The 13,132-nt window shown below is 68.0% G+C and carries 13 protein-coding genes; 11 read left to right on the top strand and 2 right to left on the bottom strand.

The window, feature by feature from the left end; all coding sequences use genetic code 11:
• Positions 1–18 precede the first annotated feature (18 nt).
• Positions 19–1,110, bottom strand: coding sequence for a hypothetical protein (locus tag G6N68_RS10210; protein ID WP_163711210.1), 1,092 nt, complete (start codon positions 1,108–1,110; stop codon positions 19–21).
• 150 nt (positions 1,111–1,260) lie between these two features.
• Between G6N68_RS10210 and G6N68_RS10215 the strand changes: the two genes are divergently transcribed.
• Positions 1,261–2,622: a replication-associated recombination protein A gene (locus G6N68_RS10215; protein ID WP_163711214.1), complete on the top strand. Its 1,362-nt coding sequence runs from the start codon at positions 1,261–1,263 to the stop codon at positions 2,620–2,622.
• 121 nt (positions 2,623–2,743) lie between these two features.
• On the opposite strand, the gene G6N68_RS10220 is transcribed toward G6N68_RS10215, so the two are convergent.
• Complete coding sequence (locus G6N68_RS10220) at positions 2,744–3,367, bottom strand: hypothetical protein (protein ID WP_163718421.1); 624 nt, start codon at positions 3,365–3,367, stop codon at positions 2,744–2,746.
• Positions 3,368–3,540: 173 nt separating this feature from the next.
• On the opposite strand from G6N68_RS10220, the gene G6N68_RS10225 reads away from it, so the two are divergent.
• The 10 genes from G6N68_RS10225 (at position 3,541) to aroQ (ending at position 13,132) form a co-directional block, all read left to right on the top strand.
• A complete protein-coding gene (locus G6N68_RS10225) occupies positions 3,541–3,930 on the top strand; it encodes a secondary thiamine-phosphate synthase enzyme YjbQ (protein ID WP_205351468.1) in 390 nt (129 codons plus the stop codon).
• An 82-nt stretch (positions 3,931–4,012) separates the two neighbouring features.
• Entirely contained in the window at positions 4,013–6,718 is a 2,706-nt protein-coding gene (gene alaS, locus G6N68_RS10230) for an alanine--tRNA ligase (RefSeq protein ID WP_163711220.1), read from the top strand.
• Positions 6,719–7,249: a Holliday junction resolvase RuvX gene (ruvX, locus tag G6N68_RS10235; protein ID WP_163711224.1), complete on the top strand. Its 531-nt coding sequence runs from the start codon at positions 6,719–6,721 to the stop codon at positions 7,247–7,249.
• A complete protein-coding gene (locus G6N68_RS10240) occupies positions 7,242–8,486 on the top strand; it encodes an endolytic transglycosylase MltG (RefSeq protein WP_163711227.1) in 1,245 nt (414 codons plus the stop codon). The genes ruvX and G6N68_RS10240 overlap by 8 nt, the downstream gene beginning before the upstream one ends.
• The gene (locus tag G6N68_RS10245) at positions 8,464–9,291 is read left to right on the top strand and encodes a shikimate dehydrogenase (RefSeq protein WP_163711230.1); all 828 of its coding nucleotides are present in this window, start codon (positions 8,464–8,466) and stop codon (positions 9,289–9,291) included. Before G6N68_RS10240 ends, G6N68_RS10245 begins: the two co-directional genes overlap by 23 nt.
• A gap of 10 nt (positions 9,292–9,301) precedes the next feature.
• On the top strand, positions 9,302–9,721 hold the full coding sequence (locus G6N68_RS10250) for a prepilin peptidase (protein ID WP_163711232.1): 420 nt from the start codon (positions 9,302–9,304) through the stop codon (positions 9,719–9,721).
• A gap of 97 nt (positions 9,722–9,818) precedes the next feature.
• Positions 9,819–11,033, top strand: coding sequence for a chorismate synthase (gene aroC, locus G6N68_RS10255; RefSeq protein ID WP_163718423.1), 1,215 nt, complete (start codon positions 9,819–9,821; stop codon positions 11,031–11,033).
• 7 nt (positions 11,034–11,040) lie between these two features.
• Positions 11,041–11,607 carry a shikimate kinase gene (locus G6N68_RS10260; RefSeq protein WP_163711235.1) on the top strand — a complete coding sequence of 189 codons (567 nt, stop codon included), beginning with the start codon at positions 11,041–11,043 and terminating at the stop codon, positions 11,605–11,607.
• Positions 11,604–12,692 carry a 3-dehydroquinate synthase gene (gene aroB / locus G6N68_RS10265; RefSeq protein WP_163711238.1) on the top strand — a complete coding sequence of 363 codons (1,089 nt, stop codon included), beginning with the start codon at positions 11,604–11,606 and terminating at the stop codon, positions 12,690–12,692. Before G6N68_RS10260 ends, aroB begins: the two co-directional genes overlap by 4 nt.
• The gene (gene aroQ / locus G6N68_RS10270; RefSeq protein WP_163711241.1) at positions 12,689–13,132 is read left to right on the top strand and encodes a type II 3-dehydroquinate dehydratase; all 444 of its coding nucleotides are present in this window, start codon (positions 12,689–12,691) and stop codon (positions 13,130–13,132) included. Before aroB ends, aroQ begins: the two co-directional genes overlap by 4 nt.

The raw sequence follows: 13,132 nt of genomic DNA on the forward strand, positions 1-13,132 counted from the left end.
GTTGTTACGCCGTCGGTATCAGGCGTACGGCTGTCCCGGCGGCGGCCCCGGTGGCGGGCCGGGCGGGAAGCTCGGCGCGGGTCCCGGCTGGCCGATCTCGGCGACATGGCCGCCCGTCAGCTTGCGGTAGGTGTAGACCTGGATGAGCGAGGCCACGGGTACGCCGACGAGCATGCCGATACCGCACGCGATGTATCCCACCATCACCGCCGCGTATTGCACCAGGTAGGACAGCGCGCTCGGACCCAGGTTGGCCCGGACAGTTTCGACGCTGGATTTGATGGCGTTGATGGGCGAGAAGCCTTTGTCAACCGCCGCTACAACGGCGAACATGGCGAAGAAGGCCACGACCAGCGGGCCCACAATGGTGCACGTCACGATCGATGTCGCCAGCGCCACCAGCAGCGTGATGAGCAGCACACCGCCGACGTTGCGCGGCTTGAAAGCTGTTCCGACGCCCACCTGCCTGCCATCGGCGATATCGAGGGCAGCGGTGGTAAGCCCGGCCTGCATATAGGCCGCCACCAAAATTGCGGCGATGCTGCCGAGGATGATGACGATCCAACCGAGTGCGGTGAAGCTACCGGTTGTCGTCGTTTCGTAGCTGCTGCCGTTTCCGAATTCGGTGGTGACCGTCTCGGTTTCGTAATCGGCCGTGCCGAAAGCGATGGCGAACGGGATGCCGATGACGGCGCTGAGCAGCAGTCCGTAGACGATGAGCGGCACCACCAGGGCCGACCAGTGCTGGGTGAACTTGTTCCAGGCCCAGCTGAAGGCGTCCCCGACGCTGAAGTTCGCGCCGAACCCTCCGCCGGGTGGGCCACCAAACCCGGGCGCGCCGTAACCGTATCCGGGGGGAGGCGGTGGGGGCGCGCTGTAGCCGGGAGCCGTGTAACCCCCTGGGGCGTCCGCGGGAGGCTGGCCGAACGGTTGGCCCGGGGGAGGGCCGTATCCGGGTGGCGGCGGTGGCGGCGGTGCGCCGTAACCGGGTGGTCCGGGCGGCGGGGGAGGCGCGCCGTAACCGGGAGGTGGGGGAGGTGGATACCCAGGAGCGCTATGCCTTCCGCTCTCAGGATCGGGGTTGCCTGGGAATTCTGGTGGCTGGCTCATTGCCGTCCTTATTCGCTCGTACGCGCGTGCGGAACTTAGCAACCCGGAACTTAGCAAAAGAGCGCCCAGAAATCGCGTATTGCCCGCGTCCGAATTTGAGCGCTTCACCCGCTGGCTGCCCGCCGACCGTAACTGTCGCCGCCGCGTGGTATGCCTGATGACGTGTCCGACGGTCTGTTTGACCTGCCCGGCGACCCGAATACGACCGACCCCGGCCTTGCCGCACCGCTAGCGGCCACCGCCGGGTCACCGCTGGCCGTGCGCATGCGGCCGGCGTCGCTGGACGAAGTGGTGGGACAAGATCACCTGCTGGCCCCCGGCTCGCCGCTGCGCCGGCTGGTCGAGGGCTCGGGCGTGGCGTCGGTCATCCTCTACGGCCCACCGGGCAGCGGCAAGACAACGCTGGCGGCCCTGATCTCCCAGGCGACCGGACGCCGCTTCGAGGCGCTGTCGGCGTTGTCGGCGGGCGTGAAGGACGTTCGTGCGGTGATCGACAAGGCCCGCACCGGTGCGATTCACGGCGAGCAGACCGTGCTGTTCATCGACGAGGTGCACCGCTTCTCCAAGACCCAGCAGGACGCCCTGTTGTCGGCGGTGGAAAATCGGGTGGTCCTGTTGGTCGCGGCCACCACCGAGAACCCCTCGTTTTCGGTTGTCGCGCCGCTGCTGTCGCGGTCGCTGATCCTGCAGTTGCGGCCCCTGACGGCCGACGACATCCGCACCGTGGTGCAGCGCGCCATCGACGACCCGCGCGGGCTGGCCGGGCGGGTCCAGGTGACGCCCGAGGCCGTTGACCTGCTGGTGCAACTGGCCGCCGGTGACGCCCGCCGCGCGTTGACGGCATTGGAGGTCGCGGCCGAGGCGACCGAGCACGTCGGCATCGAGACCATCGAGCAGTCCCTGGACCGGGCCGCGGTGCGCTACGACCGCGACGGCGACCAGCACTACGACGTCATCAGCGCGTTCATCAAATCTGTGCGTGGTTCCGACGTCGACGCCGCCCTGCACTATCTGGCTCGCATGCTGGTCGCGGGGGAGGATCCCCGGTTCATCGCCCGCCGCTTGATGATCCTGGCCAGCGAGGACATCGGCATGGCGGATTCGACCGCGCTGCCGTTGGCGGTCGCGGCGGCCCAGACGGTGCAGTTGATCGGCTTGCCCGAGGCTCAGCTGACCCTGGCGCACGCCACCGTCTATCTGGCCACCGCCCCGAAGTCCAATGCGGTGACCACGGCGCTGGGTGCCGCCATGAGCGACATCAAGGCCGGCAAGGCCGGTCTGGTGCCCGCGCACCTGCGTGACGGGCACTATTCGGGGGCCGCCGGGTTGGGCAATGCCCAGGGGTACAAGTACGCCCACGACCACCCCGACGGCGTTGTTGCGCAACAGTATCCACCGGATGAGCTGGTTGGCGTGGACTACTACCGCCCCACCGGTCGCGGGGTGGAGCGAGAGATCGGCGGCAGGCTAGATCGGCTGCGGGCCATCATTCGGAAGAAACAAGGACGCTAGCCACGCCCCAGCCACGCCCCAGCCACGCCCCAGCCACGCCGAACGTCATGCTGGCGCGACCCTCGACGGCCAACGTCGCGCTGGCGTGACGCTCGACGTCGGCGGCGACGGGCGCCCCGGTTCAGACCAGCTCGGGCACCCGCAGGCGGGCGATCGCCAACTCGAACTCCATCACGTCGATGACCTCGGCGCCCAGGTCCCGAACCCGCCGGCTGCGCAACTCCGTCGCCTCGTCGCGGTTGCGGGCCATCGCGTCCAAACTGTCGAACGTCGAGCAGGAAACCGCGCGCCGGGTGGACGGGTGGTCGACCATCATGCTGGCGCTGCAGAACCCCTCGAGCCGCTCCATCTCGGGCAGCACGCAAGTGCGGTAGAAGTCCAGGGAGCGTCCCAGCTGATCCGGCACCACCTTCAGCCAGGTGGCTCGCACGCAGGCACCCTCGTGTGACGGGTGGTCGCGGTGCATCAGCGCGATCTCCCATTCCTCGATCCGAGAGCTGCCGTCGAACATCAGCCCCATGCGGTCGCGGATGGGCGCGACCTTTTCGGCGCTGGCCCGCATCGATTCCAGGGACTCCCATGCGCTGGTGGCTATGCAGACGCCTGACTGCCGGTCGACCAAGAGCGACAACCCGACGCAGCCGTCGATCTCCTGCAGGGACGGCATCACGACGTTTCGAACATGCGCAATTCCCATGTCGACCGACGAGGATTGCGCCTGGATGGTGGTAGAGCGCGCGTACACGATCGGCCCCTCCTTGTGTTCAGGGAAGTCGGGGCGGCGCCCCGGTGGCGCCACCGGTCCCACCAAATACCTTCCTCTTACCGCTGCGCCCTGGCAATGATGCTTGGGGGTTCTTGTATTGGATTGGCAGGCCGACGAGCCCCCACCGTAGGCTTGTTTGGGTGCAGACCGATGTGCTGGAAGTGGACACGTCGCGGCGCCGCATCGTCGATCTGACCGAAGCGGTCCGCGGGTTCTGCTTCGCTCTCGGCGACGGCCTGTGCAACGTCTTCGTCCCCCACGCGACCGCCGGTGTCGCGATCATCGAGACCGGCGCCGGTTCCGACCACGACTTGGTGGACACGCTGGAACGACTGTTGCCCCGCGACGACCGCTACCGGCATTCCCACGGGTCCAAGGGGCACGGCGCCGACCATGTGTTGCCGGCGCTGGTCGCCCCGTCGGTGACAGTGCCGGTGACGGCGGGCGAGTTGATGCTGGGCACCTGGCAGAGCATCGTCCTGGTCGATCTCAACCGGGATAACCCCCAGCGCTCCGTACGACTTAGCTTTGTGGCGGGCTAGAAAAGTACGCCGTCAGACAAACCTCTAGAACTGCGGCTAATAGGCTGGCAGTCGACCTCGTATCGAATTAAGGAAGCGAACAGTGCAGACACACGAGATCAGGAAGCGGTTCCTTGATCATTTCGTGAAGGCGGGTCACACCGAGGTGCCCAGCGCTTCGGTCATCCTGGACGACCCGAACCTGTTGTTCGTCAATGCGGGAATGGTTCAGTTCGTGCCCTTCTTCCTGGGGCAACGCACGCCGCCGTACACGAGGGCGACCAGCATCCAGAAGTGCATCCGCACCCCGGACATCGACGAGGTGGGCATCACCACCCGGCACAACACGTTTTTCCAGATGGCCGGGAACTTTTCGTTCGGCGACTATTTCAAGCGCGGCGCCATCGAGCTGGCCTGGGACCTGCTGACCAACAGTGTCTCCGAGGGGGGCTACGGCCTCGACCCGAACAGGCTGTGGGCCACGGTCTACCTCGACGACGACGAGGCAGCGGAGTTGTGGCAGGAAATCGCCAACCTGCCCCCCGAGCGGATCCAGCGCCGCGGCATGGCCGACAACTACTGGTCGATGGGCATCCCCGGACCCTGCGGTCCATCCTCGGAGATCTACTACGACCGGGGGCCCGAGTTCGGCCCTGAGGGCGGACCCATCGTCAACGAGGACCGCTACCTCGAGGTCTGGAACCTGGTCTTCATGCAGAACGAGCGTGGTGAGGGGACCAACAAAGAGGACTACGAGATCCTGGGCCCGCTGCCGCGCAAGAACATCGACACCGGCATGGGTGTCGAGCGCATCGCCCTGGTGCTGCAAGACGTACACAACGTCTACGAGACCGACCTGCTGCGGCCGGTGATCGACCTGGTGGCCGAGCGCGCGCCGCGCCCCTACGACGTGGGAAACCACGCCGACGACGTGCGGTACCGCATCATCGCCGACCACACCCGCACCGCCGCGATCCTGATCGGCGATGGCGTCAGCCCCGGCAACGACGGCCGCGGCTACGTGCTGCGCCGGTTGCTGCGCCGGGTCATTCGGTCCGCCAAGCTGCTGGGCATCGAAGATCCTGTCGTCGGTGACCTGATGGCCACCGTCCGCGACTCGATGGGCCCGTCCTATCCCGAGCTGGCCACCGACTTCGAGCGGATCAACCGCATCGCGGTCGCCGAGGAAACTGCGTTCAACCGGACTCTGGCGTCCGGTTCCAAGCTGTTCGAGGACGTCGCCAAAGCAACGAAATCCACTGGCACGAAAGTTGTCTCGGGCTCGGATGCGTTCACCTTGCACGACACCTACGGCTTCCCGATCGAGCTCACCCTCGAGATGGCGAACGAAGCCGGCCTGACGGTGGACGAGGCCGGTTTCCGCGAATTGATGGCCGAGCAGCGGCAGCGCGCGAAGGCGGACGCCGCCGCACGCAAGCATGCGCATGCCGACCTGACCGCCTACCGCGAGCTGGTCGACGCCGGCCCCACCGAGTTCACCGGGTTCGACGAACTGACTTCCCAGGCAAAGATTCTGGGCATCTTCGTCGACGGCCAGCGGGTTCCGGTGGTGGCGCACACCGATGCAGTCGCGGCCGACCGGGTGGAGCTCATCCTGGACCGCACGCCGCTGTACGCCGAGTCGGGCGGGCAGATCGCCGACGCCGGAACCATCACCGGTACCGGGGCCAGTGCCAGCGCGAAGGCCGCCGTCACCGACGTACAGAAGATCGCCAAAACCGTTCATGTACACCGGGTCAATGTGGAGTCGGGCGAGTTCGTCGAGGGCGACACCGTCATCGCCGAAGTGGACCCGGGCTGGCGCAAGGGCGCCACCCAAGGTCACTCGGGCACCCACATGGTGCACGCCGCGCTGCGCCAGGTGCTGGGACCCAACGCCGTGCAGGCCGGCTCGCTGAACCGGCCGGGCTACCTGCGCTTCGACTTCAACTGGCAGGGACCGCTGACCGAAGAGCAGCGCCTCCAGATCGAAGAAGTCACCAACGAAGCTGTGCAGGCCGACTTCGAGGTGCACACTTTCATCGAGCAACTCGAGAAAGCCAAGGCGATGGGAGCGATGGCCCTGTTCGGCGAGTCCTACCCGGACCAGGTGCGGGTGGTGGAGATCGGCGGACCCTTTTCGCTGGAGCTGTGCGGCGGCACTCACGTGCACAACTCGGCGCAGATCGGCCCGGTCACCATCCTGGGCGAGTCGTCGATCGGCTCGGGTGTGCGCCGGGTCGAGGCTTACGTCGGGCTGGATTCCTTCCGTCACCTGGCCAAGGAGCGCGCCCTGATGGCCGGGCTCGCGTCGACGCTGAAGGTGCCGTCCGAAGAGGTGCCCACCCGGGTGGCCAATCTGGTGGAACGACTCAAGGCGGCCGAAAAGGAACTCGAGCGCATGCGCCAGGCCAGTGCCCGGGCTGCGGCCGCCAACGCTGCCGCCGGCGCCGAGCGCATCGGTAACGTGCGTCTGGTGGCGCAACGGATGTCAGCCGGGATGACCGCCGCCGACTTGCGTTCTCTGGTGGGCGACGTCCGCGCCAAGCTCGGCAGCGATCCGGCCGTGGTCGCGTTGATCGCCGAGGGGGAGAACCAGAGCGTGCCGTACGCCGTCGGGGCCAATCCCGCCGCCCAGGACCTCGGGCTGAACGCCAACGAGCTGGTCCAGCAGCTGGCCATGGCGGTGGATGGTCGCGGCGGCGGCAAGGCCGATCTGGCGCAGGGCTCCGGCAAGAATCCGGCCGGCATCGACGCCGCGCTCGATGCGGTCCGCTCCAAGGTCACGGCGATAGCGCGGGTTGGTTGAGTGATCGAATCAGCGCATCGCCTGCCCAACCGGCCGGGCGACTCAGACCAGACGTCCGGCCCCGCGCCGGGCAAGGGTCGTCGGCTGGGGATCGACGTGGGCAAGGTGCGCATCGGCGTGGCCGCCAGCGACCCCGACGGCATCCTCGCCACGCCGGTGGAAACGGTGCGCCGTGACCGGTCCGGCAAGCATGTGCGTCGACTCGCCGCGTTGGTCGCGGAGTTCGAGGCGGTGGAAGTCATCGTCGGGCTGCCGCGCACCCTGGCCGACCGCATCGGCCCGTCTGCGCAGGACGCGACCGAGGTAGCCGAGGCGCTGGGCCAGCGCATCGCGCCGATTCCCGTGCGGCTCTTCGACGAGCGCCTGACCACTGTCACCGCCCAGCGGTCGCTGCGCGACGCCGGCGTCCGTGCCAGGGACCAGCGCGCGGTCATCGACCAGGCCGCCGCGGTGGCAATCCTGCAGGGATGGCTGGACCAGCGCCGCAGCATGGCGGCTGCTGCCGAGACGAGCGAGGCCACCGATGATTGACGAGGGCCTGCCGGAGCGCGCGCAACCGGCCCCGGTCGGACCGGCCAAGCATCGCAGATCGCGCGCCAACCGCAAACACGCACAGAAAGTCCGTCGCCGTCGGCGCCTCGCGGGGGCACTCGCACTCGGGCTGCTGGTGGTGATCGTGGTGGCAGCGGTGGGCCTCGGTTCCAAGCTGTGGCACGCCATCTCGGGTTCCAGCGGCGACTACACCGGCAACGGCAAGCAGGACATCGTCATCCAGATCCAGTCCGGTGACTCCACCACCGCGGTGGGCGAGACGTTGCACAAGCACAACGTGGTGCGCACGGTTCGGGCGTTTGTCGATGCCGCACACGGCAACGCGGCGATTTCGTCGATCCAGCCTGGCTTCTATCGGATGCGCACCGAGATCCCGGCGGCCACCGCTGTCGCGCGCCTGGCCGACCCCAACAACCGGGTGGGCAAACTGGTCATCCCCGAGGGGCGGCAGCTCGACGACACCACCGACATGAAGACCAACGTGGTGACGCCGGGGATATTCAGCCTGATCTCGCGTGCCACCTGCGTGGATCTCGACGGCGACGAGCGCTGCGTTTCGGTGGCCGAATTGCGCAAGGCGGCGAGCAAGAGCACCCCGACCATGCTGATGGTGCCACCCTGGGCCGTTCAGCCGGTCAACGAGCTGGGCGACGACCATCGCCGCATCGAGGGCCTCATCGCGCCGGGAACCTTCAACATCAATCCCGCCGACTCGGCGGAAACCATACTGGCGACGCTGATCAGCGCCGGGGCCATGGAGTACACGAAATCTGGGCTGGAAAACACCGCCCGATCCTTGGGACTCTCGCCCTACGACATTCTCGTGGTGGCCTCGCTGGTGCAGCAGGAATCCAAAGTGCAGGACTTCCCGAAGGTGGCCCAGGTCATCTACAACCGGCTGCACGAGCACCGCAAACTCGAGTTCGACTCGACCGTGAACTATCCGCTGGACCGCCGCGAAGTAGCAACAAGCGACGCCGACCGGGCCATCCGAAACTCCTGGAACACCTATATGGCCGAGGGGCTGCCGGCGACCGCCATCTGTTCGCCCGGCGTCGACGCCCTGATCGCCGCCGAGCACCCGGCACCGGGCGACTGGTTGTACTTCGTCACCATCGACTCCCAGGGAACGACGCTGTTCACGCGGGACTACCAGCAGCATCTGGCGAATATCGAGCTGGCCAAGCACAACGGTGTCCTCGACAGCGCGCGCTAGGCGCCGAGCGGCGGTACTGGGCAAGCCGATCGCGCATTCCCGCTCTCCGCAGCTGCATCTGGCCGCCTACCGTGCGCTGGGGCTGCACGACTGGACCTATGACCGCATCGAGTGCGACGCCGAGGAGCTCCCGGGCTTGGTTGGGGGGTTCGGGCCGGAGTGGGTCGGCGTCTCGGTGACCATGCCGGGCAAGTTCGCCGCCCTGCGGTTCGCCGATGAGCGCACCGCTCGCGCCGGGCTGGTCGGGTCCGCCAACACGCTGGTGCACACGCCGACGGGGTGGCGGGCCGACAACACCGACATCGACGGCGTCGCGGGAGCGCTGGGACACGCCTCCGGTCACGCCCTGGTATGCGGGTCGGGTGGTACCGCGCCGGCGGCCGTGGTGGGGCTGGCCGACCTCGGCGTCACCGGCATCACCATCGTCGCGCGCAATCCCGACAAGGCCGCCCGACTCCTGGACCTGGGCGAGCGGGTCGGCGTGGCGACCCGATTCTGCGCCTTGACAGACCCCGCCGACCCGGCCCTGGCCGACGAGGTGGCCGCGGCTCAGGTGCTGGTCAGCACGATTCCGGCCGAGGTGGCCGAGCGGTACGCCGCAACTTTCGCACCGATCCCGGTGCTGCTGGATGCCATCTACAACCCCTGGCCCACGCCGCTGGCCGCCGCGGTGTCCGCTGCGGGCGGCCAGGTGATCAGCGGTCTGCAGATGCTGTTGCACCAGGCGTTCGCCCAGGTCGAGCAATTCACCGGCCTGCCTGCCCCGCGCGAAGCGATGACTTGCGCATTGGAAGCAGCGGAATAACGTCCCCAGGGTGCTGATCCCGGGGGCGGTGGCGGTGCTGGCCTGGCTAACCGCACTGAGCTGCTACGACTTGTCGCAGCGTCGGCTGCCCAACGCGCTCACGCTGTCCGGAGCCGCGGCGATCCTGCCGGCGGCCACGGTGTGTGGTCGCGGGCCGCAGGCGTTCGCCGGCGCGGTGGCCTTGACCGCGGTGTATCTGCTGGTTCACCTGGCGGCGCCGCGGGCCATGGGCGCCGGGGACGTCAAGCTAGCGATCGGTGTCGGCGGTCTCACCGGAGGTTTCGGGCCCGAGGTGTGGTTTCTGGCGGCCATCGCCGCGCCGCTGTTGACGGCGCTGATGGGCGTGGCCGCGCTGGCCCGGGGTGTGCACACGGTCCCGCACGGACCATCGATGTGTCTGGCTACGGTAGCCGCCATCCTTTGCGGTTGATTCTGCGCTCATGGCGGCCCCACTCGAACGTCTTCGCCGCAGACGCAGGATCAACGGCCTGAACGAGTCACAAAGGTGCCCATGGGAAGATGGTGCGGTGTTGCGCTGGATAACTGCCGGGGAGTCGCATGGCCGCGCGTTGGTGGCCGTAGTCGAAGGCATGGTCGCCGGCGTCCAAATCACCTCGGACGACATCGCCGAACAGTTGGCCCGCCGCCGCCTGGGTTACGGACGCGGAGCGCGCATGAAATTCGAGCGCGACGCGGTGACCATGCTGGCCGGAGTGCGGCACGGCAGCACCCTGGGTGGACCGATCGCCATCGAGATCGGCAACACCGAATGGCCCAAGTGGGAAACCGTGATGGCCCCCGACCCCGTCGACCCGGCCGAACTGGAAAACAGCGCCCGTAACGAACCACTGACGCGGCCCCGACCCGGCCACGCCGACTATGCGGGCATGCTCAAGTACGGCTTCGACGACGCCCGCCCGGTGTTGGAGCGGGCCAGCGCGCGGGAAACCGCGGCCCGGGTGGCGGCTGGAACGGTGGCGCGGGCCTTCCTGCGGCAAGCCCTGGGCGTCGAGGTGCTGTCCCACGTCATCTCCATCGGCGCGTCGGAACCCTACGTAGGCCCGCCGCCTCGGGCCGAAGATCTGCCCGCCATCGACGCCAGCCCGGTTCGCGCGTTCGACAAGGCCGCCGAGCAGAGCATGATCACCGAGATCGAAGCGGCCAAGAAGGACGGCGACACCCTCGGCGGCATCGTGGAAGTGGTGGCGCTGGGCCTACCGGTGGGGCTGGGATCGTTCACCAGCGGCGACAACAAGCTGGACAGCCAGTTGGCCGCGGCGGTGATGGGCATCCAGGCGATCAAGGGCGTCGAGATCGGCGACGGTTTCGAGACGGCGCGCCGGCGCGGCAGCCGCGCCCACGACGAGATGTACCCGGGACCCGACGGCATCGTCCGCTCCACCAACCGGGCCGGGGGTATCGAAGGCGGCATGACCAACGGGCAGCCGCTGCGGGTGCGGGCCGCCATGAAACCGATCTCCACCGTGCCGCGGGCGCTGGCCACCGTCGACATGGCGACCGGTGACGAGGCCGTCGCCATCCACCAGCGTTCGGATGTCTGCGCCGTCCCCGCCGCCGGCGTCGTGGTCGAGACCATGGTCGCGCTGGTACTGGCCCGTGCGGCGCTGGAGAAGTTCGGCGGCGATTCGCTGGCCGAAACCCGCCGCAACCTCGAGGCATATCAGCGCACCGTTGCCGAGCGGGAAGCGCCGGCCACCCGAGCCCGGGTCTCGCAAGGGTAGAAGCACCATGGCACCCAAAGCGGTACTCGTCGGGCTGCCGGGTTCCGGCAAGTCCACCATCGGACGGCGACTGGCCAAGGCGCTCGGGGTCGCCATGCTGGACACCGACGCGGCCATCGAGCAGCAGACCGGGCGCACCATCCCCGAGATCTTCGCTACCGACGGAGAGTCGGAGTTCCGCCGCATCGAGGAAGAAGTGGTCAAGGCGGCCTTGGAGAACCACGACGGCGTGCTCTCCCTCGGCGGCGGCGCCGTCACCAGCCCCGGAGTATGTGCGGCGCTGGCCGGTCACACCGTCGTCTATCTGGAAATCAGCGCCTCGGAAGGGGTGCGACGTACCGGTGGCAGCACCGTGCGCCCGTTGCTGGCCGGCCCGGACCGTGACGAGAAATACCGCGCCCTGATGGCGCAACGCATTCCGCTGTACCGGCGCGTCGCCACCATCCGGGTGGACACCAATCGACGCAATCCCGGGGCGGTGGTTCGCTACATCATGTCGCGTCTGCCAGCTTCCCCTGATACAGCTTCCCCTGATACAGCAGCCACTCCCAGCCCCAGCGAGGCCACCACATGACCGCCAGCACCGAACCGGTTACCGTGCGGGTGGCCGTCGATCCGCCCTATCCGGTGGTGATCGGCACCGGCTTGCTCAACGAGCTGGACGAATTACTTTCCAGCCGGCATCGGGTCGCCATCCTGCACCAACCCGTGCTCGCCCAGACGGCGGAGGCGATCCGCAGCCGCCTGGCCGACAAGGGCGTCGACGCCCACCGCATCGAAATCCCCGACGCGGAAGCCGGCAAAGAACTGCCCGTCGTGGGTTTCATCTGGGAAGTGTTGGGCCGCATCGGAATCGGCCGCAAAGACGCGCTGGTCAGCCTGGGTGGCGGGGCGGCCACCGACGTCGCCGGGTTCGCGGCGGCGACCTGGTTGCGCGGCGTCTCGATCGTGCACATCCCCACCACGCTGCTGGGCATGGTCGACGCGGCCGTCGGCGGCAAGACCGGCATCAACACCGACGCGGGCAAGAATCTGGTCGGTGCGTTTCATCAACCGCTCGCCGTCCTTGCCGATCTGGCCACGCTGGAAACCCTGCCGCACAACGAAATCGCCTGCGGGATGGCCGAAGTGGTCAAGGCGGGTTTCGTCGCCGACCCGGTGATCCTGGACCTCATCGAGGCCGACCCGCAGGCCGCGATGGATCCGAAGGGTGCCGTGCTGCCCGAGCTGATCTGGCGTTCCGTCGCCGTCAAAGCTGAGGTCGTCGCCGCCGACGAGAAGGAATCCGAGCTCCGCGAGATTCTCAACTACGGCCACACGTTGGGCCACGCGATCGAGCGCCGGGAGCGCTACCAGTGGCGGCACGGTGCCGCGGTGTCGGTAGGGCTGGTGTTTGCCGCCGAGCTGGCCAGGCTCACCGGACGTCTTGACGACGACACCGCCGCGCGCCACCGCACGATCCTGTCTTCGCTCGGACTGCCGGTCAGCTACGACCCCGACGCGCTGCCGCAGTTGCTGGAGTTCATGGCCGGCGACAAGAAGACTCGAGCCGGTGTGCTGCGGTTCGTGGTTCTGGACGGGCTGGCCAAACCGGGCCGAATGGTGGGTCCGGATCCGGGTTTGTTGGTGACGGCCTACGCGGGAGTCTGTGCCCCATGACTCAAGGCCGCACGGTAAACATCATCAATGGCCCCAACCTCGGTCGGCTGGGTCGGCGCGAGCCCGCCGTCTACGGCAGCACGACTCACGACGAGTTGGCCGCGCTCATCGAACGGGAGGCCGCCGGGCTGGGCCTGAACGCCGTCGTGCGACAGAGCGACAGCGAAGCGGAACTGCTGGAGTGGATTCACCAGGCCGCCGACGCGGGGGAGCCGGTGATCCTCAACGCCGGTGGCCTGACGCACACCTCGGTGGCGCTGCGCGACGCGTGCGCCGAACTGACCGCGCCCCTGATCGAAGTGCACATCTCCAACGTGCATGCGCGCGAGGAGTTCCGGCGCCATTCCTACCTGAGCCCCATTGCGACGGGAGTGATCGTGGGGCTGGGAATTCAGGGCTATCTGCTCGCCCTGCGCTACCTGGCCGAAGCCGAGAGCTAG

The organism is Mycobacterium bourgelatii, from assembly GCF_010723575.1.
GTDB lineage: Bacteria > Actinomycetota > Actinomycetes > Mycobacteriales > Mycobacteriaceae > Mycobacterium > Mycobacterium bourgelatii.